The sequence below is a fragment of the Streptomyces sp. NPDC042201 genome, from assembly GCF_055582185.1.
This window is the reverse complement of sequence record NZ_JBVJDS010000020.1, coordinates 16,462-41,532: the sequence shown is the minus strand read 5'-3', so window position 1 is coordinate 41,532 and position 25,071 is coordinate 16,462. Positions and strand designations below refer to the sequence as shown.

Here is a 25,071-nt window from a genome sequence, read left to right as displayed (position 1 = left end):
TCCCCCCCGCCGCGTCTTTCTTTCGGGGGGGAGAAGAACTCCCCCCGGGGGCATGAACTGGATGGGTGGGGGGAGGAAAGAAAAAGAAGAAAAGGGCGGGGGGGCTCCCCCCCCCCCCCCCCCCCCGCGCCCCTTTTCCCGCGTGCGGAGCTCAGCTCTCCAGGGACGGGTAGTCGATGTAGCCCTTGTCGTCGCCGCCGAAGAAGGACGCCGGGTCCGGGGTGTTGTACGGGCCGCCCGCCCGCAGCCGGGACGGCAGGTCCGGGTTGGCGAGGAAGAGCGCGCCGAAGGACACGATGTCTGCGGTGCCGTCCTCGATCAGGGCCAGCTCATCCGCGCTCGTGAATCCGTCGGTCGCGGCGTTGAGGACGAGCGTTCCCGTGAACAGCTTGCGCACGACGAGCGTGAACTCCCGGGTGTTCTCAATCAGATGCAGATAGGCGAGGCCGACCGGCTCCAGCTGCTGGACCAGCGCGGTGTACGTGGGCTCCGGCTCGGGCTCCTCGATGCTGTTGTACGGGTTTCCCGGCGAGATCCGCAGGGCGGTCCGCTCGGCACCGATCTCCGCGGCGACGGCGCGGGTCACCTCCACGGCGAAGCGGATCCGGCCCTCCACGGAACCGCCCCACTCGTCGGTACGCAGGTTGGAGGAGGGAGCCAGGAACTGGTGGATCAGATAGCCGTTGGCGCCGTGCAGCTCGACTCCGTCGAATCCGGCCTCGATCGCGTTGCGCGACGCGGAGACGAAGTCGGCGATGGTCTCCCGTACTTCGTCGGAGGTCAGCTCGCGCGGGGCGATGAAGTCCTTGGCGCCCTCGTGCGTGTAGACCTGCCCCTGCGCGGCGACGGCGGAGGCGCCCACCGGAGTCAGGCCCTCCGGCAGGAGGACCGGGTGGCCGATCCGGCCGGCGTGCATGATCTGGGCGAAGATCTTCCCGCCCTTGGCGTGGACGGCGTCGGTGACCACGCGCCAGGCCGCGATCTGCTCCTCGCTGTGCAGACCGGGGGTGTTCGGGTAGCCCTGGCCGACCACCGAGGGCTGGGTTCCCTCGGTGATGATCAGGCCGGCCGAGGCGCGCTGCGCGTAGTACTCCGCCGTCGAGGCGGTGGGTGCAAGTCCAGGGCCGAAGGCCCGGCTGCGGGTCATCGGGGCCATGGCGATGCGATTGGCGAGCTGCGTACCCGAAAGGTCGATCGGATCGAACGCGGTGGTCATGGAGGCTCCCGTAGCAAATATGTGGTCGGCCAAGTAATCAACCGCGAGTCACTGTAGCTCATTCCTTGGTCGACCAAGCTAAACTCCGTGACATGACATCCGACGACCCTGCCTGTACGGACGAACTGCCCGGCGCCGCGCGGGGCGGCCCGGTCAGTCACGCCCTGTCCCGGATCTCCCGGCTGCACCGCATGACGGCCGGCAAGCTGCTGCGGCGCACCGGCCTCTACCCCGGCCAGGAGTTCCTGATGATGCATCTGTGGGACTCGGACGGGGTGCGCCAGTCCGAGCTGATCAAGTCGATGGACCTCGACCCGTCGACCGTGACCAAGATGCTTCAGCGGCTGGATCACGCGGGGTACGTGAAGCGCTCCCCCGACCCGCTGGACCGGCGCGCGGTGCTGGTGGAGGCCACGTCGGACAGCTGCGCGCTGCGCACCGAGGTCAAGGACGCCTGGACGGAGTTGGAGGAGCGCACCCTCGCGGGGCTCGACGACACCGAGCGCGGGGAACTGATCCGGCTGCTCGCCAAGGTCGAGTCGAACCTCTGCGCGGAGACGGAGGGCTGCCCGGAACGGGGGGCGGACGCGTGCACCGGCCCACCCGCCGACGCGGAGGACGTCCAGCGCTGAGGGCCTGGCCGAGGGCCTAGCCGAGGACGTGTCAGTCCAGTCGGACGGACGAGGCGGAGGCGGCGAGGGCGATCAGCGCGGCCGTCTCGTCGAGCGCGTGCGCGTCCTCCGTGAGCCGGCTGGTGGCGATCCGGACATGCGGGCGGGAGTAGGAGACGCAGAAGCGGCTCCCCGGCGACACCATGACGCCCCGGGCCGCGAGCGTGACCAGCGCGGAGGTCTCGTCCGCCACCGGCACCCACAGCATCAGCCCGTCCCGGTTCTCGGTGGGCACCCCACGCCGGGCAAGGCGCTCGGCCAGCCCGTTACGCCGCAGGTCGTACCGCTCCGCAGCGGCCCGCACACACCGGCTCGCACCCTCGTCGGCGAGCAGATGGGCGAGGGCGTCCTTCACAAGGCGGCCGCCTATCCGCGGCAGCTCTCCGGCGGCCGGCAGCATCGCGTCGCCATCGCCCGCGCGCTGGCCATGCGGCCGAAGCTGATGCTCTTCGACGAGCCGACCAGCGCCCTGGACCCCGAGCTCGTCGGCGAGGTCCTCGCCACGATGCGGGATCTGGCCCGCGACGGACTCCCCATGCTCGTGGTGACCCATGAGATCGGCTTCGCCAGGGAAGTGGCGGACCGGGTGGTCTTCATGGACGCCGGCCGGGTGCTGGAGAGCGGCACTCCGGAGGAGGTCCTCGACCACCCGGCCAACCCCCGCACCCGGGCGTTCCTGGGACGGTTCCTGTAGCGATTGCGCGCGCTGCGTACGGCGGCCTCGTACGACGGCTTCGTACGCCCGCTGCGTACGGCCGGGCTCAGCCGGCGAGCACCTCCAGCGCCCGGTCGACATCCGCGTCGGAGTTGTAGAGATGGAACGCGGCCCGCACGTAGCCCGCCCGGATGGAGACCGCCACCTGGGCTCGCTCAAGGTCGGGGTGCCGGTGCGTCAGTCCCTTGACGGAGACGATCGCGGACTCTCCGGGGACCGGCTCATGGCCGAGGCCGGTCAGTCCCGCCCGGAAGCGGGCGGCGAGGGCGGTGCCATGGGCGTGGATCGCCTTGACGCCGATCTCCTCCAGGAGTGCGAGGGACTGCTCGGCTCCGTGGTACGAGAGAAAGGACGTGGCCTCGTCGAAGCGGCGTGCGGAGGTGGCCAGTTGCTCGACAGGACCGTACGTACTGGCCCAGAGGTCCTCGGCGGCGATCCAGCCCGCGTGCATCGGCACCAGCGATTCCTGCGCCTCTTCGGTCACGGTGAGGAAGGACGTACCGCGCGGGCAGACCAGGAACTTGAACGCGCCGGTGACGGTGTAGTCGTACGCCCCGGCGTCCAGCGGCAGCCAGCCGGCCGACTGGCTGGCGTCCAGCAGCGTCCGGGCGCCGTGCGCGGCGGCTGCCGCCCGTACCGCGTCCAGATCGGCGATCCTCCCGTCCGCGGACTGGACCGCCGAGAAGGCCACCAGCGCGGTGTCCGGCCGCACGGCCGCCGCCAGGCCGTCCAGCGGCGCGTACCGCAACACGAGGTCGCCGCGGACGGCGAACGGGGTGACGACCGAGCTGAACTCGCCCTCCGGGAAGAGGACTTCGGCGCCCGGCGGCAGCGAGGCCGCGATCAGTCCGACATGTACGGAGACCGAGCTGCCCACGGCGACCCGCTCGGCGGGGACGGCGGCCAGCCGGGCGAAGGAGGCGCGAGCGGCGCCCACGGACTCGAAGCTCCCCGCGCCCTCCCCCCGCCGGCCGCTCGCGTTCTCCTCGGCCAGGGTACGTACGGCCTCGACGGCCCGTCGGGGCAGCAGACCGCAGCTGGACGTGTTCAGGTACGTCATCACCGGCGCGAACTCGGCGCCTCCTAGGGTGTCCATGCAGCCACCCTGGAACCCCCTCACCTCATAGTCAATCGCGCATGGCTGAAGGGCACACCCAAGCAGTCCTTATGAATGGGCCCCGGCCTGCGGAATCTCGCAGGAACCGTCGGTGTCGCAGACCTCGGCGTCCGGCGCGGATCCGCCGATGGGCGTGATCGCCCGGCCCTGCCACGCCTGCTCGAGCGCCTGCGTGAACACCTCGGCCGGCTGCCCGCCGGAGACTCCGTACCGCCGGTCGAGGACGAAGAACGGCACCCCGTTCGCCCCCAGCTCGGCGGCCTCGCGCTCGTCGGCCCGTACGTCGTCGGCGTACGCCCCGGAATCCGCGAGCACCCCACGGACCTCCGCCTCGTCCAGCCCGGCCTCGACCGCGAGACCCACCAGCGTCTCCTGGTCGAAGACGGAACGCTCCTCGGCGAAGTTCGCCCGGTAGGCAAGATCCAGCAACTCGACCTGCCGGCCGCGGGCCTTGGCCAGATGCAGAAGCCGGTGAATATCAAAGGTACTGCCGTGGTCCCGCCCCTCGGTGCGGTAGGCGAGCCCCTCGGAGCGCGCGTTGGAGGCGACATGCTCCTCCATGGCGAGGGCCTCCTCGCGACTACGCCCGTACTTGGCCGCCAACATGTCCACCACCTGCGCGGTATCCCCCTTGGCCCGCCCCGGATCCAGCTCGAAGGACCGATGCACCACCTCGACCCCGTCCCGGTGAGCAAAGGCCGCCAGGCCCTTCTCAAAGCGGGCCTTCCCGATGTAGCACCAGGGACAGGCGATATCGCTCCAGATCTCGACGCGCATGTGTCTACTTCTCCAGGATCACGAGTCTCATACACCACGGAGCCACCCCCCGCCCCCACAAAAACACCCCCGGCCCCCCGACCATTCCCGGCTGCTCAAGACCGGCCCGCGGCAACGTCAGCGGACGGCTGTCGCGGTGGGTGGGGCGTCGCGGTCGCCGGTGCCCGTGCGGAGTGTGTCGTAGGGAGGTGGACGACGGATCTGCCTCAGCACGCGCCGCCAAGGAGTGCGCCGGTGCGAAGCGCGATAACCCGCTGGTTCCGGAATTCGGCCATCGGTGGTGTGCTTGTTCCGCCAGATGATGTAGCGGCTGATCGTGCTGCCCTGCTCCTTGTGGCTGGCGTGGTCGGCGCCGTCGAGGGTGAAGGTGGCGTACGACGGCGAGACGGGGTAGCGGGCGGGCCTGCCCGGTGACAACTACTGCACCCGGGGCATCGCCCGCGACAGGGCCCACGATCTCCTCAGCGGCGAGGACAGCCAACTCGTCCCGCTGGCGGAAGCACTCATCTCGGCCGCTTTCCCCCGATCTGTCCTCAACTGGCTCAGCCGCAGTGGTGGCCAGCTGCTGATGAGCCTGGCCGCGGGACAGGCTGAGATCACTCAGGACCTGCTGGACGACCTCCCTCAAGACCACGACACACGCGCGGTCCGGAACCTCTCGTCACCACACAGATCGCGCCCACCGAAATGAGTTCCTGGCCTGCCTGGAGATCTGGCTCCGCCAGGTCCTCAAAGCTCTACCCGCCCACCACCATCTGCGGATCATCCGCCCCGTTGCCGAGTGGTCCATCGTGCGCGATGCCCGGCGCAGATCCTCCAGCGGCCGCTATCTCGAATGCGCAGCAGGCATGGCCCGGGCCCAGATCCGAACGGTAATCGAGTTCATGGCCTGGCTGGACGCCAACGACCTCGCCCTCGCCGACCTGGCTCAGCCCCAACTCGAACTATGGCTGGTCACAACCCCACAGACCCGCCGCAAGGCAATCGGTGCATTCATCCGCTGGACAAACGCCCGCCGGCTGACGCACCGGCTTGAAGTCCCCATGCAATTCGACAAGGCCCCCGTCCTCCTTCCTGCGACACTGGCCCGACTCGTCGAACAGCAGATCGCCAACCCCCTGACACGCTCCGTGCTGCAACCAACTCCCGGCAGCGGACCCGTGTTCCTCTTGCCTGGGCGTTTGGCGCATCAGCCTCGACGCCTGCACGGACTGACGAGGCAGCCCCTTGAACTCGGACTACCGACTCTCGCCGCACACAACACAGCGATGATCGCCATAGTCGCTGACCTTCCATCGATCGTCTCCGGCGACCTCTTCGGCATCCACGTCAGCACCGCGATCGAGTGGGCCCCACTGGCACAGGACATCTGGGCGGACCACCTGGCCGCCCGGAAGGGCACCGAATAGCGCACGGTCGGAACGCTGACTCTTCACTAGCACCGGCCTCGCCGCAGCCTGTCTCGGCCGACGACGGATGATGATCTGCGCAGGTCAAAATGGCGTGCGAGTTCATAGGGGGATGCGGCAATGATCGAGGTCGAGCGCAACGGGGCCTTCAACGTCAACAGCGTCGGGATGAATCAGTTGCCGTTCCCGCTGAGTTTCACCGTTCGTGAGGTCGACGGGTCGTGGCAGATCAGTGCTTCGGCGGCCCAAGCCAGCGAGCTGATCGATGTGCTCTCGCGCTCGGCGAACGACACGATCCTCGTTGTGGACCTTGCGACGAACAGCTTCCTGCACGAGGACTTCCCGCAGTGGCAGCCATCGTTGATCGCCGCTGAACAGGGGGCCGACTTCACCGTTCACCCGGTCGGGGCATGGGCTTCTGGCACCCCAGGACTCGGTGAGGAGATCCTGGTGATGCACCGCAACAGCCTGCCCCGGTTCCTGGATGGCAGCTGGTCGCCCTACGAGCTGTCTCTGGTTGACGTGCCGATGGTGCCGACCCCGGCCCAGCTTGACGAAATCGCCCTGGTCATTGGAACGGCTGCCCTCGATGAGCCGGTCCTACCCCGCCTCAAGGGCTCGCGCTTCTGGTATTCCGGGCATGACGACTGCTATCTGGCGGTCGAGTCAACAGATCCGACTATGCCCGCATCGGTCCTGAGCCGTCTGCTCGCCCTGCTGGCCGGCTCTGCACTCGTCAGTGCCGGTGAAACCTCATCAGTGATGATCCCCGAACCGGACATCGCGACGATGGGCCGGCTGATCCGCGAAAGCCCCCACTGGATCGGAGTCGTTGGGGCCGGGTCAGGAACCCTGGCGACCATCTACCTGTCTGCCTTGCCGCAGCGGTGGTGTCCCGGCCAAAAACCGCCCGCGCACGTCGACTACACGGCGACGCTCGACCTGATCCGAGGCACCTGGCAGGTCGCTCCGCCGACAACCACTGCCCTCTGACGGGCGAATAGTGCAGGGTCGGAACACTGCCTCTTCACCAGTACCGCCGCCGTCTGACACAGAAAGGAGCTGGAACGGCAGTTCGCGGCAGAAGGGGGCTCCGGGGGGTGGTGTCACCGGGTCTGGAGGCACCGACGGACCGCTGATGAGGGACTTGAGCACCGGCTCCACCCGGGCCGGAGGAGCTCCGTAACTCGGGTGTGGCAGCTCGGTGCCGTGTCAGGCCGGATGAAAGCGTGAGTAGGAGTAGAGGGGCCCGCACGTGACCGACATCGGCGACATCGACGTCTTCCTCGGCTCACCGGCCAGGAAGAAGGCGTTCGACAAGCGGCCGCCCAACACCGTGCCCAGGCCCCGCGAGTTGTTCGCGAAACTCCAGGCCAAGCACGGAACAGTGCTCGTGGTGGTGGACCAACCCGCCTCGATCGGCGCTCAGCCGCTGGCAGTCGCCCGGCATGCCCTGGCCGGCGAGGCCGCCAGGGTTGCCAACCGACTGCACAGCCTGCTCACCCAGATCCACCCCACCTTGGAGCGGGTGCCGGGGCGGCGGTTGCAGCACCCGGCCGTCCTGACCCTGCTGGAACGGTGGGGTCACCGGCCAGATCCGCAAGGCCGGCCAGCGACGCTTGGTCACCCTGATACGACCGAAGGCACCGCGAATGGCCGAGCGACTGGTTGAGGAGATCTTCACCGCTCTGGACGAGCAGACCCTCACCGTCCCCGGCACCGAGGCGTCCGCGCTGATCGTCCCGAGCCCGGCCGGATCACTCACCGCCGTCCTTGACCAGCGCAAGCTCCTGGCCGGGCGGATAAAGGAACTCCTGGAGGCCCACCCTCTTTCGAAGGTCCTGACCTCGATGCCGGGCGTCGACGTCAGGACCTGAGCCAGGATCCTCATCGAGGTCGGCGACGGCAGCACCTCCCCGATCGCCGGCCACTTCGCCGCATACGCGGGTCTTGTCCCGGCATCCCGGGCCTCCTACGACAAGAAGATCGCCCAGGGCAAATACCACATCCAGGCCCTCGTCTGCCTCGCCAGGCTCTGAGCAGACGTCCTCTTCGCGATGCTCCGCAACGCAACCTTCTACGCATCCCAGCCCGCCGCCTGGTGAGGCATCAGACCGATCAGTCAGTCCTCCGGCCGAAGCCGCTGACGAGCGGCCTCAAGCCGCTGGTCGTAGTCAGACGCGAACAGCTCAGGAAGCGCTTTGTCCAGCGTCCCGGCGATTCGATGGATCGGTGCCCAGACCGCCGGATCGTCAACAACGCGACTGAGATCTGTCATCTGCAGCTTCTCCAGCCAGTGCGACAGCACCAATGCCTCATCGCTCGTGAGCGTGATCGTGACCTGGCTATCGCCCATGCACACCTCTACGGTTTGGCCTCCACCCCCGACCACACGAACCTACTGGTCTCCGGCCTTGACCAAACACATAGGGGCACCCGGGTCGTGGCCCGCCTCCAGGCTCAGCCGTGCCGCTGTCTACGACCTGCTCCGGACCCGTTAGCCCGCCTCGATCACCCTCGGCCACGCCCGCCGCATCCCCTCCCGTCGCGTCCGCGTCTACGGCACACCCGCAAGGAAGCCCTCGCCAAGCTCACCGAAAAGATCGGCACCAGCAATTGTGGTCTCCCCGTCGCAACAGCCGATAGCACCGTGGGCGGCTACATCACGTACTGGCTGAACAGCATCGCCGTCCACCACCTCTGGAACACGCCGTCCGCGAGGCCCACCCGAACCGGCGGCCTGATCGCCCTGCCCACCAAGGCCCGCGCATCCGAGCGGCGCATCGCACTGCCGGCCCACCGACCACAGCAGCCGTCCGCTGACGTTGCCGTCGCCGTCAAACGCCCCCGAAGCCCCGCCGGGCCATCTTCCGACGGAGCTTCAAGTTTGCTGTCTTACACGGCAGTGCGGCCACCTTGACGAACAATCAAATCGTTGCGCGCAGGAGGACTTCAGAAGAGATTTCGGTAGAGAAAGATTCGATATCGTTTGGCGGGGCATCCTGGAGGCGCTCCGAGATGAATGAGCTGATCGAGGATGCCCTCTCCGCCGACAGGACGGGGGAAATCCATCGCAACCATTCAGAGATCATTCTGATTCGAAATTCCATCATTGACGCTCTAAGGATAGGATCATCCTCTTGCGACGCCAATTGAATAAGCTTGACCGCGGCAGCGAGGCGATTTAGAGGGATATCGTGAGCAGAAAGGATCAGCCCGAGCTCATCTGTCGACTCCAGGGCCGATGCCTCAGTTACCAGAAACGATGGAAGGGGATGGTTTTGAGAGCTCGCGAGAGTGACCTCCTGCTTCCCCGGCTCGACCACGATGTTGATACGAGAAGCCTTACCCGGATCATCGACGGAAACCATGAGGCGCCGCTTCCCCGGGTCGCCAACCCTCTGCTGATAGCGCGACGCCCCTAGAACATCACCAATGTAGACTGATCCATCACCCAGCAGCAGAGAGCCATCGAATACCACTACGCCCTGAACTGGACTGGCTCTGCTCCATATCCTCACCCGAACGAGCCCCACTTGCGCGCGCGCCGCGATGCGCATGTGCCTTTCAGTAGCGATGAATGGTGAACCCCCGAGAGGGGTCACATCATCTTGCAGTTCACCGGACCCGAGACTAATCACTGGATGATTCAAATAGATTTCCGCGCCACCGATCAACACCTGGGCACTCCTTCATCTGTTCCGACTGACGGTGCATCGGACCTCCCTTTCGGAAGGTCCGATGCACCGCTCGATCTAGCCTCGCATATGACCTGGCAAGAGTTCCGCTAAGAGGCGTCCCGTAAATGATCTCCGAGTCGCCTCGGGCATGCTCGGTGGTCGTGTGGTCCGCTCCCCTTATCCGACGAGGGCAAGGTTGTGCACATCTGCGCGATGCCGAGCATGGCCTGACTGACGCCCTCGCCTTTGAGCCGGCAGTCGCGGAGGATCTTTTACGCCTTCATCCGTGCAAAGACGTGCTCGACGCGGGCCCGTACCTGCTTGTGGGACTTGTTGTGGTCCTCTTTCCAGTCCGGGAGTTCGGTCTGGCCGCGCTGGCGGCGGCGTGGGATGACGAGTCCGCTGCCCTGGTAGCCCCGGCGAGCAGATGTCGGCGTCTATGACGACCTGGTGGTTGGTGGAGTACCGGCAGTTCTTCGACTGTGCGGCGATGGTGTGGTCGCGGGTGGGGACCAGGGTGCCGTCCACGATGAGCACGGTGTCCTTGGCAAACCGCATACGGGGTCGGAGCGCGAGCATCGGCCCGAGGTGGTCGATGATGCGGTCCGCCGCCGACTTCGAAACCCCGAACAGCGGCGCGAGCTGCCGCATCGTCAGGTTCGTCCGCCAGTACGCCGCGACCAGCAGTGCCCGGTCCTCCAACTGAAGGCCCCACGGCCGGCCCCTGCGGACCACGTCCACGCCCTCCCGCCGCAGAACCGTCACCCGCTTGCCGAACTGCCGCGGGCTCAGCCCGGTGAACGAGGCTATCCAGACACCTCAGGCGCCTAACTCGTCAAGCTGAATGGCTATGGGTGCCTGGGAACTCGAACACGTCGGCTCGCTGTCTTGACTTGCGTATGGATCTCCGGTCGCGCAAGAGTGCGATTGACGCGGAACTTGGGGCTTGTGACGGCAGGACGGGGACGGCCAGGTGTGCAGGGTGAATGTGGCTGCCAAGGAGGCGGCGATCGATCGGTTCCTCGCTGAGTACCCGAGGGCGGTTGATGCCGGCCGTGGCCATCCTGCCCTCCAGGGGTGTGAGGCTGTCCGCTGGTCCGAGTTCCCGGAGTGCCCCGCCGGGATTCCAGTGCTGCTGCACGGCCTTCTCGACCGGGAAGCAGCATCCGAAGCCAAACGGGTGCTCACCAACTGCATTCTCAACAGCATCACGGCGATGAACGTGGCCATGCCGACGGCGCTGCCGTTCCTGTTGCGTCTGGCCAGTGACCCCCAGGCCCCTGCGCGGTCCGAACTGCTGGATCTTCTGGTCACGATTGCAGGGTTCTCCGAGTCGATCGATACCGACGACGAGGTGTCGGTGCTCTGGTTCGGCAGTGACAGCGAACATCCCGAGCGTGAGCAGTGCCGGGCGGTGTTCATGGAGCACGCGAGTGTCGTGTCGATGCTGACGGAGGAACTGGCCAGTCCTGATCAGCAAGCGATACTTCGGCAGGCCGCAGAGCTCCTGTGAAGTTTCCGTGTTCAGGCCACTTGTACGACGGCGGAGGCTGCCGTCGGGAAGGCCACGGTCTCGTCGAACCGGCAGCCGTGTTGGAGGCAGTGGTAGAGCTGTCCGAGCATGCGGTTGAAGAGGTTGCGTTGAGCGGAGGCGTGCCAGTCTGCGTGGTTGTCGCGTCGTCGCCGGTAGTGGGCTTTGGCACCCGGCGAGGCGGTGATCGCGGAGAACGCCCAGAGGTATCCGGCATGGTTGAGGCGGTCGTTCTTCACCCAGCGTCGGGTGACGCTGGACTTCTTGCCAGACGCCCGGGTGATAGGCGAGGCGCCGGCGTAGGCCTTCAGGCCGCGGGCGTCGGCGAACCTCTGTCGGTCGTCCCCGATCTCGGCAAGCACCCGGGCGCCGAGCTGGGTTCCAAGGCCGGGGAAGCTGAGGATGATCTCAGCGTCCGGGTGTTGCGGGAATGCCTCTTCGACCGCCTCAGCGAGGCTGTCGGCTGCGGTGCAGGCGGCCTCCAGCTGAACCAGGAGAGCAAGCATCTGCTTACCGAGTGCGTCCTCGACCAGCTGCGGCTGGTGGGCCCAGTCGGCTCGGAAGGCCTCGCGGAGCCGCTCGGCGTCGGCGGCGATGCCCCGCTGACGACCGGCCCGCTTGAGCGCGGCCTGTAACTGTGTGCGCGTGAGGCGAGCGGCCTTGGCCGGCGTCGGGGCCAGCTTGAGGAGCTGGTGGGCCTCGGGTCGGTAGAGCCCGTTCTTCCAAGCTTCGACGGCCGCGAGAGCGGCCGGATAGTACTCGCGCAGCAGGGAGCGGAGCTGGTTGGCGATCTGCTGCCGGTTCCAGGTCGCGTCCTGCTGAGCGCGGGCGAGGACGGCGACGGCGCGGGCCAGATCGCTGTCCTGGGGAAGCGGCCGGTGAGCGTGCATGTCGGTCCGCAGCACGTTGGCCAGGACCAGGGCGTCGCCCGGGTCGGACTTCTTGCGCGAGACGGAGTGCCGGTCTCGGTAGCGGGCCGCAGCCATCGGGTTGATCGCGAACACCTGTCGTTTGCCAGTCCGCAACACCGCGACTAGCAGGCCCCGGGATGTCTCGATCGCGACCGGGATCGGGGCTTCCTCCGTGTCGCCGTACTCAGCGAGCAGATCCAGCAGGATCTTGTAGCCAGCGGCGTCATCGGTGATATGCCGCTTGGCCACCAACTGGCCGCTATCGTCGACCAGGGCGACGTCGTGTGTCTTCTCCGCCCAGTCGATGCCGCAGTAGATCAAGATCTTTCCCCTTCCCGTGCTCGGGTGTTCGTCCTGGTCACGAGCTCATGCGGAACCACGCGGCGACCTAATCCAAGGACTCGACACGAGGCCGGTCCGCCACCTCAGCAGCTGTTCGTGGCACCAGCTCACCGCACGGGCCCCGGTCTGCGTTGGAGCTGAAGCGGCTCGGGCATCACGAGGGGTCACCATGCAGCGGGCTCGCACCAAAAACACCAACGAGTGATCAAGTGGGGAGCGTTGACGGTGGTGGCGGTCGCGAGTGCGTCGGGCATCACCGCTCTGGATATAGGGATCAAGTCCCCGGACGACTCAAGGCGTCAGCCCGACACTCACGTGACCGCCATCGCGAGCAACCTCTACTGCTCGAACAGCCCGGGCGTACGTCTCTCAGGGCTGTCGCTACCACCGGATTAGGACGGCTCCGACTCCGTGATCACCCCAGCCACGGCGAGACCGTCTCATCTTGATGATGCTGTGGGGCCCGCCATCCTCTGGCGGGACACATCTCGGTCGCCCGGACGAATTCTGCATGAGAGCCTCACGCCCGTGGCTACTGAAACCGAGGTGGGAGAGCTGTTGCACCAGCGCGGCTGGCGGACGGCATTCACGGTCGCTGAAAGGGTGCACGCGTGGGCCGCCCTGGTAAGCGTCATCGAGCGCGGCTACGGCGACGACATCTACGAGTACACCAACGACCTCTACTGCCGAAACTGGCTGCACGAGGCTTGGCTCCTGCTGGACGAGCACATCGTCCAGCTCTGGACCCCACAGATCAAAGCTCTGGACGACCAGTACAAGGCCGCGACTATCGACGACGAAGGCCAAGCACTCGACCAGTTCCACAGGCTGCCCGGCCCCGACCTGTGGTGGTGGCGGCGACACCCCCGCATCCTCACCGGAGACCTCGGGCGTTCGCTTCGCTCGGCCGGCGCCATCGGCACCGACCCGGACACAGCATGACCCTCAGCCTCCTGGGATTACGGGACAACTCTCAGGGGACCTGGTGAATGTAGAGAGCGCCGCACGCGTGACAGAGGGGCCGCCCGTCGGGCGTGCCCCACGCGTCGGACGACTGCGTGAGAGCTTCCGCGTCCAGGTCACGCCCGCACAACGCGGTCGTCTCGTGCAGGCGCGTCATGTGCCACACCTCCAGTCCGGCGTCCCGGTCACGGGGAGAGGCGCCGTGCGCGTACTCCGCACGCATTTCGTATTCCATGCTTCAGCTCCTGATCAGCGATCACGACCCAATACCCGGCCACGCATGATTGCCCCCGCCCCGGGACCGTTGAAACAGGACAGGACCCGGGCGCTCAGGCGAAGACCACGGACCGCAACACGAGGCGACCGACCGCCGCCCCACCAGGCCGGAGGACGTGGCGCCCACCGTCACGATCCGGCCCGCGAGTGAATGCACCTACGGCGGCCGAAGCGGATCCCGGGACACAGACGATCAGCGCGAATACGCCGACGCCGTCGGCCGGCGTGCTACGAAAACGCATGCGTTGCTCCATCGGTCGTGTCGCAGACGAGATACCTGGCCATTACGGGCAGCTTCGCCGCCGCGCTGGAGCAGTTGGCAGCCGGTCTTGGCATCGCTCTCGATACGGTGCCCGACAACTGGAGAGCATCCGTTTCGGCGGGCATCGCGACCTCGGTCGCTGAGCGCGGGCCACTCTCCGTTCACATCGCGTCCGAGAGCCGCTGGTTCGGTGTCTCCGGCTGGAGTCGAGGGGTCGAACTCATCACTGGAGCGATGTCAGACCTTCGGGATGTCGTGAGGGCAGGAGTGGCATGGGGGGAAGGCAGGAGTCTGCGGCAACCACACGAGCTGCTGGCGTTTCTACGCTTCAGCGAGCTCGCCGAAGCTCACGAACGCGGATCGGCTGCGGCTGTTGACGTGCAGTGGCGCCTTGATGCCGGAACAAGCAGCCGACAAGACGGGGCTTCCCTCAGTTCGGCCTGCCTGTGAAAGCGGTCCATGCCGATCCGAGGCTGCGGCAGCGGTACCCGTTCTCCGGCCACTGGACGCTCGGCTTGAGCTCCTGCACCGGGTTCCCATTCAGGGTGGAGATTGCCCTCGTCCCGTCGTACGTAATGAGGTGTCAGGGAGCCAGGCGCCGGTAGCAGATCAGCGTCACCGAGATGCTGGCGAAAGCGAGAACGCTCTGACTTACGCTCGTAGCGACGGTGCAGCCGGCCGCAGCCCGACAGCCAAGACATGCTTCGTTCCACGACTCGGCGGTGGCAGCCCAGGCGCTGTGAGTCTCGACAATTTTTCGGGCGATGCGCGATGTGATTCCGCGTCTCACCGACGAGATCGACCTCCTCGGTCGTACGCTCCACAACCCTGCCGAGGCCGCCAACCAGCCTGAGGCCGACGACGCCCCGCCGTCTTGCACGCCCTCTGCCCGCTGGCGTTGCCGTCAACTACTGCCGTCAAACACCAGAGCGTGAGTGAACCCGGTCGCCACGGAGAATGATCGCGCTTCCGGGTCAACACGAAGCCGCCGGTGACGGGAAAACTCAAAAACAGCTCTGACCAGTTCCTCATCGAATGAATCGAGCGTGTTCATTTGATAAGCTCGATCCCCTTCAGAGCTCAATGCCAACGAGAAGACAAACCTTGGATTTGGTGACCATTGCCACGCATCGGCAAGGCCGGGGAACTCTCTAGCATTCCCAATTCCAGTCACGGCCTGCCCGACATCCACGGTTCCACTCACTTCACTCTCACATCTATCTTGAGTAGTTCAGCTCGGTGATTTGCCCATATCGCTGTGTCATGGCAGGCAGGATGGGGACCATGGATTTGATCAGACTCTCGGACGGCAGCAACAGCGTCCACGTTCGTGTACTGCGCCGACGAGCGGCCGGAGTTCTGCCACTGCACGACTTGCTCGACGCTGAGCTTTTCGTGGAGAGCAGTTTCATCAGCGGGCGCCTCGCCATCTGCTTCTATCCCCGAGACCTGAAATCCTGGTCCCAGGCCCTGGATGCCCTCGCCACAGGTCGGGAGGTCGAATGGCTGGATCAGGGCAACGGCCCCGTGATCAGAATGGAATTTCCCGGTGACGCTCGGGGCGACTTGACGGTGGTTGTCGAGGACGGCTCCGGATCCGGGGTGATGGCTACCATCCCGATAGCCCTGGAAAGTGGTTGGATCGAGGAGCAGCGCCGGCACCTCCACGAGGTACGGCAGACCTGGCCGAGCGAGGTTCTGGAGACTTCGCCAGGCGCATACGTGTGGCGGCACTGAAGGATTTCTTCAGGAGGTGCCCACGTGCATCCCCGAACGGCGACCGTCCGCATCGATCGCCCCGTAGTCAATGCCTGGGCGCGGGTGTCACCGTGATCAGCGCTGACAGCGACTGGGACACCACGAAGCTCGCCTTCGGCTGACCCGCCACGACGACGACCGGCCGGGCCCGGCGCCGCTGGAGGCGTCGGGGGCGGCCGTGTTAACCGGTCCGGTTCGCTCGGGGGCGCGTCGTGCCGGGGTGGGGTGGGTCAGGTGCCGTTTCGGAGGTCTGTGAGGCCATGGGGGTGGTGGGTGATGTGGTCGAATGTCACCGCGCAGCCCTCGCCCGTCGGCGACTGGGCCAGGAAGCCGACGCGTGCGCGCGCGAGCTCTGGCGGTGTGCCGAGTGTGAAGACCCGGACGAAGGTCCACCGCTCGCCGTCCGGGGAGGCGTGGAAGGCGAACGCCGTGCCGGTGCGGCTGATCCGCAGCCAGAAGCTGTCGCCCTCCACCACGAAGGAGTTGACGTCGTCGGAGTGGCCGCGGGTGACGACCGTGCAGATGGTCGGGTGCGCCGGGGACAGCTCCAGGCAGAGCTTGGCCCACTGGTGTTCGGCGACCTCCAGACAGAGCACCCCCGCGTCGAAGGCGGCGGCGAAGCCGACCGTGACGCGGGCGAGCAGCTGGAAGTCGCCCTCCGGTGTGCCGAGCAGCCGGGGCGCGTCGGAGGCCGATTCCAGGGACTCCCCCGACGGGGGTACGAAGCGGTCCTGCCGGGCGCCCGCCCGGCCGGTGAGCGTCCCGTCGGCGTACGACCACCCGCCTTCGGGACCGTACGGCCGCAGCGGGAAGGGGAGTTCGGGCAGATCGACAAGGCCGGCCATGTGCGTGCTCAGTTCTCTGCCCGGCCGTCGACGCGGCGCGGCAGGTCCAGGGGGTTGTCGTCGCGCAGCTCGGGCGGGAGCAGCGCGGCCGGCGTCGACTGGTACGAGACCGGGCGCAGCCAGCGTTCGATCGCCGTGGCGCCGACCGAGGTGGAGGTGGAGGTGGACGCCGGGTACGGGCCGCCGTGCTGCTGGGCGGGGGCGACGGCGACGCCGGTCGGCCAGCCGTTGACCAGGACGCGTCCGGCGAGCGGGGTCAGCTCCGCGAGGAGCCGGGCCGCGCCGGGCTCGGTGCCGTCGGCCTCCGCCGCGGCGAGCTGGAGGGTGGCGGTGAGATTGCCGGGGAGCCGGGAGAGGACCGTGCTGATCTCCTCGGTCGAGGTGTAGCGGGCGACCACGGTCACGGGACCGAAGCACTCCTCCAGCAGGAGGTCGTGCGGGCCCTTCGCCGCGAGCAGCTCCGCCGGCAAGGTCAGGAAGCCCGCGCTGACGGTGTGCTCGCCGCCGGCGCCGGGGGTGATGGGGGCTTCGACGCCCGGGAGCGCGGCCCGTTCACGTACACCCGCGACGAACGCGTTCCGCATCCGGTGGTCCAGCATCACACCGGGCTCGGTCTCGCTGACGGCCGTCGTCAGGGACATGAGCAGCTGGTCCCCGGACGGGCCCGCGGGGGCGAGTACGAAACCGGGCTTGGTGCAGAACTGCCCCTCCCCCAGGGTCATCGAGCCGGCCAGCCCGGCGCCGATCTGCTCGGCACGTTCGGCGGCGGCCGCTTCGGTGATCACCACGGGGTTGAGGGAGCCCAGCTCGCCGTGGAAGGGGATGGGCGCGGGCCGGGCGGCCGCGGCGTCGTGGAGCGCGCGTCCGCCCCGTACCGAACCGGTGAAGCCCGCGGCGGCGACCAGCGGGTGCTTGATCAGCTCGATGCCCGCCTCGAAGCCGTGCACGAGGGTCACCACGTTCTCGTCCAGGCCCACCTTCGCGGCGGCCCGGCGCAGCACGGAGGCGCACAGCTCGGAGGTGGCGGGGTGGTCCGGGTGCGCCTTGACGACGACGGGGCAGCCCGCCGCGAGCGCGCTGGCGGTGTCGCCGCCGGGCACGGAGAAGGCGAGCGGGAAGTTGCTCGCGGCGTAGACGGCGACGACGCCGAGCGGCACCTTCCAGCGGCGCAGATCGGGCCAGGGCGGGGTGCGGTCGCCGTCGGCGTGGTCGATGCGTACGTCGAGGAAAGCGCCCTCGTCGACCACTTCGGCGAAGGCCCGCAACTGGGCCGTGGTGCGCGCGAGTTCTCCGGTGAGCCGGACCGGGCCGAGGGCGGTCTCGGCGTCCGCGGCCTCGATGACGTGGTCACCGGCCGCGTCGAGCAGGTCGGCCGCGGTACGGAGCAGGGCGGCGCGCACGGTACGGTCGGCGAGCCCGGACCCGGCGGCGGACGCGCCGCGGACCGCGCTGTCGATCTCCCCGGCCGTGGCCTCGTCCGCGACGTGCTCGCGCGGCTTCCCCGTTCGGGGGTCGACACTCCAGACTGGTGCTGCTGCCACGGCGGCTTCCTTCCCGGCCTTCCGGACCTCTGCCATCCCACAGGACTTGTTCGGTATTCTGAACGCGGTTCCTGATAGTGAATCTGAAGGGACTCTATTTCCGCGCGTTCTGTGTGGTCAAGAGCGGTCTAGAAGGCACGAAGGGGCGAGGGACGATGTCGGCTGCCGAAACCGGTGGGGCACAAGTCAAGTCCGCGGTACGGACGGTGGAGCTGCTCGAATACTTCGCGGGACGCCCCGGCATGCACTCCCTCGCCGCCGTCCAGGAAGCGGTCGGCTACCCCAAGTCGAGCCTCTACATGCTGCTGCGCACCCTGGTCGAGCTGGGCTGGGTGGAGACGGACGCGACGGGCACGCGGTACGGCATCGGCGTACGGGCCCTGCTGGTCGGCACCTCCTACATCGACGGTGACGAGGTCGTCGCCGCCGCCCGCCCCACCCTGGACCGGCTCTCCGACGACACCACCGAGACCATCCACCTGGCCCGGCTCGACGGCACCAATGTCGTCTATCTCGCCACCCGCCAGTCCCAGCACTATCTGCGGCCCTTCACCCGCGTCGGCCGCCGGCTGCCCGCCCACTCCACCTCGCTCGGCAAGGCGCTGCTCGCCACCCACAGCGACGAGCAGGTGCGCAAGATGCTGCCGGAGGCCATGCCGGCGCTCACCGAGCACACCATCACCGACCGCGAGAAGCTCATCGAGGAGCTGCACACCGTCCGCGAGCAGGGCTACGCCGTGGACCGTGAGGAGAACACCCTCGGGCTGCGGTGCTTCGGGATAGCGATCCCGTACCGCACTCCGGCGCGCGACGCGATCAGCTGCTCGGTACCGGTGGCCAGGCTCACCCCCGGCCATGAGCAGATGATCAAGGACGCGTTGTTCGACGCGCGCGACCGGCTCACGCTCGCCACCCGGAGACTCTGATGGATGTAAGGCGATGGCGGATGTAAGGCAAAGGTGGATGTAAGGCGACGGTGGGTGTAAGGCGATGGCGGATGTAAGGCGGTGGTGATGGACGTACGGCTGCGGGAGGTACGGGAGAGCGATCTGTCGGCCTTCTTCGCGATGACGCAGGACCCCGAGGCGAACCGGATGGCCGCCTTCACGGTGGAGGACCCCGCCGACCGGGTCCGCTTCGAGGCCCACTGGGCGCGGATCCTGGACTCGGCCGATGTGCTGCGCACGGTGCTGGCCGACGGCGCGGTGGTGGGGAACACCGCGGTGTACGGGCCGCCGGAGGAGCGCGAGGTGACGTACTGGATCGACCGCGCGTACTGGGGCCGCGGCATCGCGACCTCCGCGCTGCGGGAGCTGCTCGTGCTCGTACCGGAACGGCCGCTGTTCGCCCGCGCCGCCGCCGACAACACGGGCTCGGTCCGGGTGCTGGAGAAGTGCGGCTTCACGGTCAGCGGGCACCACAGGGACTTCGCGCCCGGGCGCGGCGAGGAGATCGACGAGCTGGTCCTCACCCTCGGCGTGTGAGCGGCCCGGCTCGTCGATCAGCCGTCAGGCCTCATGGAAGGCGATCAGCCCTCAGCCCGCGTGGAACAGCTGCTCGACCGGGTCGATGGCGAAGTAGACGAGGAAGAGCGCCGCGGTACCCCAGAGCAGCCAGTGCACCTCGCGCGCCTTGCCCAGCACCGTCTTGATGAGGACGTACGCGACGAAGCCGGCGCCGATGCCGTTGGTGATGGAGTACGTGAACGGCATGATGACGATCGTCAGGAACGCCGGGATCGCGATCTCGTACTTCTCCCAGTCGATGTTCCGTACCTGCGCCATCAGCAGGAAGCCCACCACGACCAGCGCCGGGGCCGCCGCCTGCGCCGGGACGATCAGCGCGAGCGGCGCGAGGAACAGGCTGAGCCCGAAGAGAGCGCCGGTGACGAGGGACGCGAAGCCGGTACGGGCGCCCTCGCCGACGCCCGCCGCCGACTCGATGTACGAGGTGTTGGAGGAGGCGGAGGCCGCGCCGCCCGCCACCGCCGCCGCGCCGTCGATCAGCAGGACCCGGCCGAGGTTGGGCACCTTGCCGTTCTCGTCGAGGAGCCCGGCCTCGTTGGAGACACCGACGACGGTGCCCATGGTGTCGAAGAAGTCGCTCAGGAGAAGCGTGAAGACCAGCAGGACGAGCGTGACGACGCCGATCTGCTCGAAGGCGCCGAAGAGGCTGAAGGCGCCGACGAGCCCGAAGTCGGGCGCCGCGACGATGTCCTCGGGAACGGACGGCGCGGTCAGACCCCAGGCCGCGGGCGCGATGTCGGCGATCTCGTTGATGACGACCGCCACGACGGTCGTCACGGCGATGCCGATGAGGATCGCGCCCCTCACCTTGCGGGCCACCAGGGCGACGGTCAGCAGCACACCGAGACAGAAGACCAGGACGGGCCAGCCGGCGAGCTGACCCGAGGCGCCGAGCTGGACCGGTACGGAGCCGGTCTCGCCGGGGATGCGGGTGACGAAGCCCGCGTCGATGAAGCCGATGAAGGCAATGAAGAGGCCGATCCCGACGCTGATGGCCTGCTTGAGCGACTGCGGGATGGCGTGCATGACCGCCTCGCGCAGCCCGGTGACAACCAGCCCGCAGATCAGCAGGCCCTCCAGAACGATCAGTCCCATCGCGTCCGGCCAGCTCATCAGGGGCGCGAGCTGGAAGGCGACGACGGCGTTGAGCCCGAGGCCGGCGGCGACGGCGAGCGGCAGATTACCGCCGAGCCCCATGATCGCGGTCATCACGGCGGCCACCAGCGCGGTGACGGTGACCAGTTGGGGCCCGGAGAGATGGGCACCGAACTTGTCCTCGGCGCCGCCGAGAATGATCGGGTTGAGCACGAGGATGTAGGCCATCGTGAAGAACGTGGCGAAGCCGCCGCGTATCTCGCGTCCGTACGTCGAACCGCGCTCGCTGATCTTGAAGTAGCGGTCGACGGCGCTCCCCCGGGACGGCGCGGCCCCCACGGGGGTCTCCGGCGTCTCTGGTGTCTCGGGTGTCCTGTCCACGGTCCGGCCTGACATGGTGCTCCTCGCTGGCTGACGGTCACGGGGGGTAGGTGGATTGTGCCCCTGTCAGGAACAGATCAGGTCTCGACCGTGTTACGCATCGCTCCCCCTTGTGCGGCGACCGCCTTGTGCCGCGACCGCCTTGTACCGCGACCGCCGTCCTTGTGCCGCGACCGCCGCCTAAGGCCTTCTCCCGCCCGGAAGTAGGGCGATTGCCCGATGCCCCTCCCCGGACCTCAGCTGCCACGCTGGCGACCCGTGCGAGACAGAGCGCTCGGGTGGGGCGAAAGGGCTGGTGGGGGCATGGGATGGACCGGTGGGAGCGTCCTGCGGGACCGTAACGCGGGGCTGTATCTGTCCGGGGTGATCGTGTCCGGATTCGGTACGTCCGCGCTGTGGCTCGCGTCCGGCATCTGGGTCAAGTCACTGACCGGCTCCGACAGTCTGGCCGCGCTCACCGTCTTCGCGATGTGGGCCCCGACGCTGGTGGGGCCGCTGCTGGGGACGGTCGCCGACCGGGTACGCCGGCGGCCGCTGCTGATCGGCAGCAATCTCGCCATGGCGGCGCTGCTGGTCTCGCTGCTCGCCGTCGACTCGGCGGACCGCGTCTGGCTCCTGTTCTGTGTCCTGTTCCTGTACGGGGTGAACGGGGTCGTCCAGGACGCGGCGGAGACGGCCCTCGTCGCCACCGCCGTCGACAAGCGGCTGCTGGGCGACTTCAACGGGCTGCGTATGACCGCCAACGAGGGCATGAAGCTCATCGCGCCGCTCGCGGGCGCGGGGCTCTACGCCCGGTTCGGCGGCGGGCCCGTGGCGGTGCTCGACGCGGTGACGTTCGTCCTGGCCGCCTGGCTCTTCGCGATGATGCGCGTACGGGAGGAGAAGCCGGCCCCGGAACCCACGGGGGCCCGGTTCGCCTGGCTGACCGAGGGCGTACGCCGGCTGCGGGGCTCCACTGTCGTACGCCCCCTCGTACTCGCCGCGTCGGTCACGATGCTGCTCGCCGGGCTCAACGGCGCGACGGCCTTCGCGGTCGTCGACCAGGGCCTCGGCCGCGCCCCCAGCTATCTGGGGCTGCTGTACGCGGTGCAGGGGGCCGGGTCCGTACTGATCGGGCTGGCGGCCGGTCCGCTGCTGCGCAGACTGCCGGAGCGGGTGTTCGCGGCCGCGGGCATCGCGCTGTTCGCGGTCTCGGTCGGGCTGCGGGCGCTGCCGTACGACGCGGTGGTGCTGGCGGGCTCCTTCGGGGTCGGGCTCGGGCTGCCGTGCGTGCTGATCGCGGCGCTGACGGCGGTGCAGCGGGAGATCCCGGCCGCGGTGCTCGGCCGGACCGCCGCCACCGCCAACACGCTGATCTTCGCGCCGAACGCGGTGGCGCTGGGGCTCGGCGCGGGCCTGATCGCGTTCGTCGACATCACCGTACTGCTGCCCGTGGCCGGGGCGATCGGGCTGCTGACGGGTATCGCCCTGGCCGCTCCCCGTCACGCGCGGCGCCGGGCCGTCCCGGCCACGGACGGCCGGGACGAACGCGCGGGAGCGGGCTCGGGGCCTGTCGGATGACTTCTGATCGAAAGCCACCCGACAGGCTCTCAGCCGAGGTGTGACAGGCCCGCCGCGACCGACGTCAGGTCCGCGTCCGAGGCCAGCCCCGCGTGGTACAGGCGCAGTTCGGTCGCGCCGAGCGCCTCGGCCCGCGCCGCGTCCTCGGCGAGGGTGGCCGGGCTGCCGCCCATCCCGCTGACGACGGTGAAGTTGGCGGCCAGGACGGAGGACTCGGACCGGTGGTCCGCGAAGGGCGTCAGCATCGCCTCCGCCGCGCCGCCGGTGCAGGGCAGGACCACCCCGTCCGCGACACCCAGGATGTGCGCCGGGTCCACGCCCGCGTTGGCGCCGGTGCGGTAAGGCGCGGGGTCGGCGTGCAGCAGCACCTGGAAGCCGGGTTCCGCCGCCGCCCGTACGGCCGCGACCGCCGACTCCTGGAGCGTACGGGCGCTCCCGCCGCGCCAGTCGAAGGTGACGGCGGCGAGATCCGCGCCGAGGAGCTTTTCGACTGCGGTCCTTCCCGCCTCGGCGGAACCCGTGGCCCAGACGGGCTCCAGCGCGCGCCGGACGGCGCCGCCCAGCTCGTCGGGGTCCGCCCCGAGTGCGGCGTATCCCGCCCGGCAGTCGGCGCAGAAGCAGAGCGACATCAGATAGTGTGCCGCGTCCCCGAGGCCGACGCCCGCGATCTTGTCGTGGGCGTGCAGATGAGCCAGTCCGTACCAGCCGCAGGACTCCAGCTCGGTGCCGCGCGCCCCGGGACGTACGGCCGCCTCGGCCGCCAGCTCCACCAGGTACGCGGCGACGGCGGGCCGCGCGATACAGGGCGCCCAGGGGTAGCGGTCGCCGTAGGCGTTCACCACGGAGGTGTCGGGACGCTCGGCGCCGAGGCGGGAGTTGTGCGCGAGGACCACCCAGCTGTGCACGTCGAGACCGGCGCCGGCCAGCGCCTCGGCGGCCTCGCCGTAGGCATCGCCTGGGGCCCAGGCCCCCGCGGCGTACGGACGCAGGTCGTGCCCCGCCCAGCGGGACTCGTCCGGCGGGTAGAGGACGGCGGCGTGCTCGGCGGTGACGACGCGGTGGCGCGGATGACGGGGGGTCAGCGCGCGGGTGGAGTGGTAGGCGGAGGCGAGGGTGACCTGCTGGACTCCGAGGTCCGCGATCCTCGCGGCGGCGTCCGGGTCGCCCGTCACGTCCCAGGGATAGAGAAACGCGGAGGTCTTCACGCGCCGCCCTCCGTGCTGTCCCGCGCGCCGTCGTCCGCGCCGTCCCGAGCGCCATCCTGCGTGCCGTCGTCCGCGCTGTCCTTCGGGCCGTTCCCGGCGCCGGCGCCGTCCCCGAGGAGGGCGTAGCCCCGCTCGATGATCTCGCCGAGCTCCTTGATGTGCGCGGGCTGCGGCTCGCTGAGGGGCGGCCGTACCTCCCCGACGTCCAGTCCGCCCAGCCTGACACCCGCCTTGACGAGCGAGACGGCGTATCCGCGTCCCTTGGCGCGCAGTTCGACCAGCGGGCGGTAGAAGCCGTCCAGGAGGCGGTTCACGGTGGCGTCGTCGCCGGTGGTCAGGGCCCGGTGGAAGGCGAGGGCGATCTCCGGGGCGAAGCAGAAGACGGCGGAGGAGTACAGGGTGACGCCGATGCCCCGGTAGGCGAGGCCGGTGAGTTCGGCGGTGGGCAGGCCGTTGAAGAAGAGGAAGTCGCGACCGGGCTCCTCGGTGCGTACGGCGCTCAGGATGCGCTGCATCAGATCGAGGTCGCCGTACCCGTCCTTGAGGCCGATGATCCCGTCCACCTTGGTGAGCTCGACGACGGTCTCGGGGGTGAAGACGGCGTTGTCACGCTGGTAGACGATGGTCTCCAGGCCGGTGGCGGCGGCCAGCGCGGTGTAGTGGCGCAGCAGGCCCTCCTGGTCGGCGACGACCAGATAGGGCGGCATGGCGAGCAGTCCGTCCGCACCCGCCTCCTCGGCGGCCTTCGCGTACTGGACGGCGAGCGCCGTGCCGTAACCGGCCCCCGCCACGACGGGAACCCGGCCCGCCGTCTCCTCGACGGCCGCGGCGACACAGGCGCGGAACTCCTCCGGGGTGAGGGCGTGGAACTCCCCCGTGCCGCAGCACGCGAAGACCGCGGCGGCTCCCGCGTCGACGCCCCTTCTGACATGCGCGCGAAAGGCGTCGAGGTCGAGGGTGCCGTCCGGTCCGTACGCGGTGACGGGGAAGAACAGCGGCCCCTCCACTCGGGTGAGGCGGGCGGCGAGCGGGGCTGAGGTCACGGGCGCTCCCTGGGCCGTGCGCCGAGCGCTGACCGCTCGTGCACAATTCTGATCGACGTCCATATCTCTGAACGCTGCCACGCTAGGGCAGCCGCGCGCCGCAGGTCAAGACGGGAAACCGCAACCCAGAGACGGATCAACCCCCTCCGCGCGACACTTGACGGTGCCGCACACCACTCCTTAGCGTGTCCACGCATGTGAATATCGTCTACGGATCTGAGTTGGGATCCGAGCCGTCGAGGAGATT

23 protein-coding genes and 7 pseudogenes are annotated in these 25,071 nt (G+C 68.5%); 13 read left to right on the top strand and 17 right to left on the bottom strand.

Annotated elements, in window-relative coordinates:
- Nucleotides 1-151: 151 nt before the first annotated feature.
- The gene (locus tag ACZ6MZ_RS32810) at nucleotides 152-1,216 is read right to left on the bottom strand and encodes an alkene reductase (protein ID WP_469356162.1); all 1,065 of its coding nucleotides are present in this window, start codon (nucleotides 1,214-1,216) and stop codon (nucleotides 152-154) included.
- Nucleotides 1,217-1,308: 92 nt separating this feature from the next.
- Between ACZ6MZ_RS32810 and ACZ6MZ_RS32805 the strand changes: the two genes are divergently transcribed.
- Nucleotides 1,309-1,848 (top strand): MarR family winged helix-turn-helix transcriptional regulator, encoded by a 540-nt coding sequence (locus tag ACZ6MZ_RS32805; protein ID WP_389793125.1) that lies wholly within the window; start codon nucleotides 1,309-1,311, stop codon nucleotides 1,846-1,848.
- Nucleotides 1,849-1,879: 31 nt separating this feature from the next.
- On the opposite strand, the gene ACZ6MZ_RS32800 is transcribed toward ACZ6MZ_RS32805, so the two are convergent.
- On the bottom strand, nucleotides 1,880-2,242 hold the full coding sequence (locus ACZ6MZ_RS32800; protein WP_469356160.1) for a hypothetical protein: 363 nt from the start codon (nucleotides 2,240-2,242) through the stop codon (nucleotides 1,880-1,882).
- Between ACZ6MZ_RS32800 and ACZ6MZ_RS32795 the strand changes: the two are divergent.
- A pseudogene (locus ACZ6MZ_RS32795) lies at nucleotides 2,231-2,581 on the top strand (amino acid ABC transporter ATP-binding protein); the annotation flags it as partial. The gene ACZ6MZ_RS32800 and the pseudogene ACZ6MZ_RS32795 overlap by 12 nt on opposite strands.
- Before the next feature lie 67 nt (nucleotides 2,582-2,648).
- Here ACZ6MZ_RS32795 and ACZ6MZ_RS32790 read toward each other — a convergent pair.
- The 3 genes and pseudogenes from ACZ6MZ_RS32790 to ACZ6MZ_RS32780 all read right to left on the bottom strand — a co-directional run.
- The gene (locus tag ACZ6MZ_RS32790; protein ID WP_469356158.1) at nucleotides 2,649-3,698 is read right to left on the bottom strand and encodes an aminotransferase class V-fold PLP-dependent enzyme; all 1,050 of its coding nucleotides are present in this window, start codon (nucleotides 3,696-3,698) and stop codon (nucleotides 2,649-2,651) included.
- 69 nt (nucleotides 3,699-3,767) lie between these two features.
- Complete coding sequence (locus tag ACZ6MZ_RS32785; RefSeq protein ID WP_384331181.1) at nucleotides 3,768-4,496, bottom strand: DsbA family oxidoreductase; 729 nt, start codon at nucleotides 4,494-4,496, stop codon at nucleotides 3,768-3,770.
- 273 nt (nucleotides 4,497-4,769) lie between these two features.
- Nucleotides 4,770-4,862: pseudogene (locus ACZ6MZ_RS32780) on the bottom strand (transposase); the annotation flags it as partial.
- Nucleotides 4,863-5,287: 425 nt separating this feature from the next.
- On the opposite strand from ACZ6MZ_RS32780, the gene ACZ6MZ_RS32775 reads away from it, so the two are divergent.
- The 3 genes and pseudogenes from ACZ6MZ_RS32775 (at nucleotide 5,288) to ACZ6MZ_RS32765 (ending at nucleotide 8,010) form a co-directional block, all read left to right on the top strand.
- Entirely contained in the window at nucleotides 5,288-5,905 is a 618-nt protein-coding gene (locus ACZ6MZ_RS32775) for a hypothetical protein (protein WP_469356155.1), read from the top strand.
- A 120-nt stretch (nucleotides 5,906-6,025) separates the two neighbouring features.
- On the top strand, nucleotides 6,026-6,898 hold the full coding sequence (locus ACZ6MZ_RS32770; protein ID WP_469356154.1) for a hypothetical protein: 873 nt from the start codon (nucleotides 6,026-6,028) through the stop codon (nucleotides 6,896-6,898).
- Nucleotides 6,899-7,160: 262 nt separating this feature from the next.
- Nucleotides 7,161-8,010: pseudogene (locus ACZ6MZ_RS32765) on the top strand (transposase).
- Between the two features lie 17 nt (nucleotides 8,011-8,027).
- On the opposite strand, the gene ACZ6MZ_RS32760 reads toward ACZ6MZ_RS32765, so the two are convergent.
- The gene (locus tag ACZ6MZ_RS32760) at nucleotides 8,028-8,261 is read right to left on the bottom strand and encodes a hypothetical protein (protein ID WP_469356152.1); all 234 of its coding nucleotides are present in this window, start codon (nucleotides 8,259-8,261) and stop codon (nucleotides 8,028-8,030) included.
- Between the two features lie 187 nt (nucleotides 8,262-8,448).
- Between ACZ6MZ_RS32760 and ACZ6MZ_RS32755 the strand changes: the two are divergent.
- Nucleotides 8,449-8,606: pseudogene (locus ACZ6MZ_RS32755) on the top strand (site-specific integrase); the annotation flags it as partial.
- Nucleotides 8,607-8,832: 226 nt separating this feature from the next.
- On the opposite strand, the gene ACZ6MZ_RS32750 reads toward ACZ6MZ_RS32755, so the two are convergent.
- Both ACZ6MZ_RS32750 and ACZ6MZ_RS32745 read right to left on the bottom strand, forming a co-directional pair.
- Nucleotides 8,833-9,585: a hypothetical protein gene (locus ACZ6MZ_RS32750; RefSeq protein ID WP_469356150.1), complete on the bottom strand. Its 753-nt coding sequence runs from the start codon at nucleotides 9,583-9,585 to the stop codon at nucleotides 8,833-8,835.
- A 177-nt stretch (nucleotides 9,586-9,762) separates the two neighbouring features.
- Nucleotides 9,763-10,395 (bottom strand): annotated as a pseudogene (locus tag ACZ6MZ_RS32745) (transposase family protein).
- 178 nt (nucleotides 10,396-10,573) lie between these two features.
- Between ACZ6MZ_RS32745 and ACZ6MZ_RS32740 the strand changes: the two are divergent.
- On the top strand, nucleotides 10,574-11,098 hold the full coding sequence (locus ACZ6MZ_RS32740) for a hypothetical protein (protein WP_469356148.1): 525 nt from the start codon (nucleotides 10,574-10,576) through the stop codon (nucleotides 11,096-11,098).
- Nucleotides 11,099-11,109: 11 nt separating this feature from the next.
- Here the strand turns inward: ACZ6MZ_RS32740 and ACZ6MZ_RS32735 are convergent, their stop codons facing one another.
- Nucleotides 11,110-12,348 (bottom strand): IS110 family RNA-guided transposase, encoded by a 1,239-nt coding sequence (locus tag ACZ6MZ_RS32735; protein WP_469356146.1) that lies wholly within the window; start codon nucleotides 12,346-12,348, stop codon nucleotides 11,110-11,112.
- Nucleotides 12,349-12,897: 549 nt separating this feature from the next.
- Here ACZ6MZ_RS32735 and ACZ6MZ_RS32730 point away from each other — a divergent pair.
- Nucleotides 12,898-13,311 (top strand): hypothetical protein, encoded by a 414-nt coding sequence (locus ACZ6MZ_RS32730; RefSeq protein WP_469356144.1) that lies wholly within the window; start codon nucleotides 12,898-12,900, stop codon nucleotides 13,309-13,311.
- Nucleotides 13,312-13,342: 31 nt separating this feature from the next.
- Here ACZ6MZ_RS32730 and ACZ6MZ_RS32725 read toward each other — a convergent pair whose 3' ends face one another.
- The gene (locus ACZ6MZ_RS32725) at nucleotides 13,343-13,567 is read right to left on the bottom strand and encodes a hypothetical protein (RefSeq protein WP_469356142.1); all 225 of its coding nucleotides are present in this window, start codon (nucleotides 13,565-13,567) and stop codon (nucleotides 13,343-13,345) included.
- 713 nt (nucleotides 13,568-14,280) lie between these two features.
- On the opposite strand from ACZ6MZ_RS32725, the pseudogene ACZ6MZ_RS32720 reads away from it, so the two are divergent.
- Nucleotides 14,281-14,475, top strand: a pseudogene (locus tag ACZ6MZ_RS32720) (DUF6193 family natural product biosynthesis protein); the annotation flags it as partial.
- Here ACZ6MZ_RS32720 and ACZ6MZ_RS32715 read toward each other — a convergent pair.
- Together ACZ6MZ_RS32715 and ACZ6MZ_RS32710 are read right to left on the bottom strand one after the other, a co-directional pair.
- Nucleotides 14,454-14,678, bottom strand: a pseudogene (locus ACZ6MZ_RS32715) (IS5/IS1182 family transposase); the annotation flags it as partial. The pseudogenes ACZ6MZ_RS32720 and ACZ6MZ_RS32715 overlap by 22 nt on opposite strands.
- Before the next feature lie 96 nt (nucleotides 14,679-14,774).
- Nucleotides 14,775-15,062, bottom strand: a complete 288-nt coding sequence (locus ACZ6MZ_RS32710) for a hypothetical protein (RefSeq protein WP_469356140.1) — start codon at nucleotides 15,060-15,062, stop codon at nucleotides 14,775-14,777.
- Between the two features lie 92 nt (nucleotides 15,063-15,154).
- On the opposite strand from ACZ6MZ_RS32710, the gene ACZ6MZ_RS32705 reads away from it, so the two are divergent.
- The gene (locus tag ACZ6MZ_RS32705) at nucleotides 15,155-15,607 is read left to right on the top strand and encodes a DUF5959 family protein (RefSeq protein ID WP_469356139.1); all 453 of its coding nucleotides are present in this window, start codon (nucleotides 15,155-15,157) and stop codon (nucleotides 15,605-15,607) included.
- 251 nt (nucleotides 15,608-15,858) lie between these two features.
- On the opposite strand, the gene ACZ6MZ_RS32700 is transcribed toward ACZ6MZ_RS32705, so the two are convergent.
- Both ACZ6MZ_RS32700 and ACZ6MZ_RS32695 read right to left on the bottom strand, forming a co-directional pair.
- On the bottom strand, nucleotides 15,859-16,473 hold the full coding sequence (locus ACZ6MZ_RS32700) for a DUF1349 domain-containing protein (protein WP_384183405.1): 615 nt from the start codon (nucleotides 16,471-16,473) through the stop codon (nucleotides 15,859-15,861).
- Between the two features lie 8 nt (nucleotides 16,474-16,481).
- Entirely contained in the window at nucleotides 16,482-18,014 is a 1,533-nt protein-coding gene (locus ACZ6MZ_RS32695) for an aldehyde dehydrogenase (NADP(+)) (RefSeq protein WP_469356137.1), read from the bottom strand.
- A 155-nt stretch (nucleotides 18,015-18,169) separates the two neighbouring features.
- Between ACZ6MZ_RS32695 and ACZ6MZ_RS32690 the strand changes: the two genes are divergently transcribed.
- Both ACZ6MZ_RS32690 and ACZ6MZ_RS32685 read left to right on the top strand, forming a co-directional pair.
- Nucleotides 18,170-18,940, top strand: coding sequence for an IclR family transcriptional regulator (locus ACZ6MZ_RS32690; RefSeq protein WP_384183411.1), 771 nt, complete (start codon nucleotides 18,170-18,172; stop codon nucleotides 18,938-18,940).
- An 87-nt stretch (nucleotides 18,941-19,027) separates the two neighbouring features.
- Complete coding sequence (locus tag ACZ6MZ_RS32685) at nucleotides 19,028-19,498, top strand: GNAT family N-acetyltransferase (protein ID WP_469356135.1); 471 nt, start codon at nucleotides 19,028-19,030, stop codon at nucleotides 19,496-19,498.
- Nucleotides 19,499-19,549: 51 nt separating this feature from the next.
- Here the strand turns inward: ACZ6MZ_RS32685 and ACZ6MZ_RS32680 are convergent, their stop codons facing one another.
- Nucleotides 19,550-21,031 carry an NCS2 family permease gene (locus tag ACZ6MZ_RS32680; RefSeq protein ID WP_384183416.1) on the bottom strand — a complete coding sequence of 494 codons (1,482 nt, stop codon included), beginning with the start codon at nucleotides 21,029-21,031 and terminating at the stop codon, nucleotides 19,550-19,552.
- A 288-nt stretch (nucleotides 21,032-21,319) separates the two neighbouring features.
- Here ACZ6MZ_RS32680 and ACZ6MZ_RS32675 point away from each other — a divergent pair, with 288 nt between their 5' ends.
- Entirely contained in the window at nucleotides 21,320-22,576 is a 1,257-nt protein-coding gene (locus ACZ6MZ_RS32675; protein ID WP_469356133.1) for an MFS transporter, read from the top strand.
- A gap of 29 nt (nucleotides 22,577-22,605) precedes the next feature.
- Here ACZ6MZ_RS32675 and ACZ6MZ_RS32670 read toward each other — a convergent pair whose 3' ends face one another.
- Entirely contained in the window at nucleotides 22,606-23,781 is a 1,176-nt protein-coding gene (locus ACZ6MZ_RS32670; RefSeq protein ID WP_469356131.1) for a hypothetical protein, read from the bottom strand.
- A complete protein-coding gene (locus ACZ6MZ_RS32665) occupies nucleotides 23,778-24,824 on the bottom strand; it encodes a 5-dehydro-4-deoxyglucarate dehydratase (RefSeq protein WP_469356129.1) in 1,047 nt (348 codons plus the stop codon). Before ACZ6MZ_RS32665 ends, ACZ6MZ_RS32670 begins: the two co-directional genes overlap by 4 nt.
- Nucleotides 24,825-25,071: the final 247 nt, after the last annotated feature.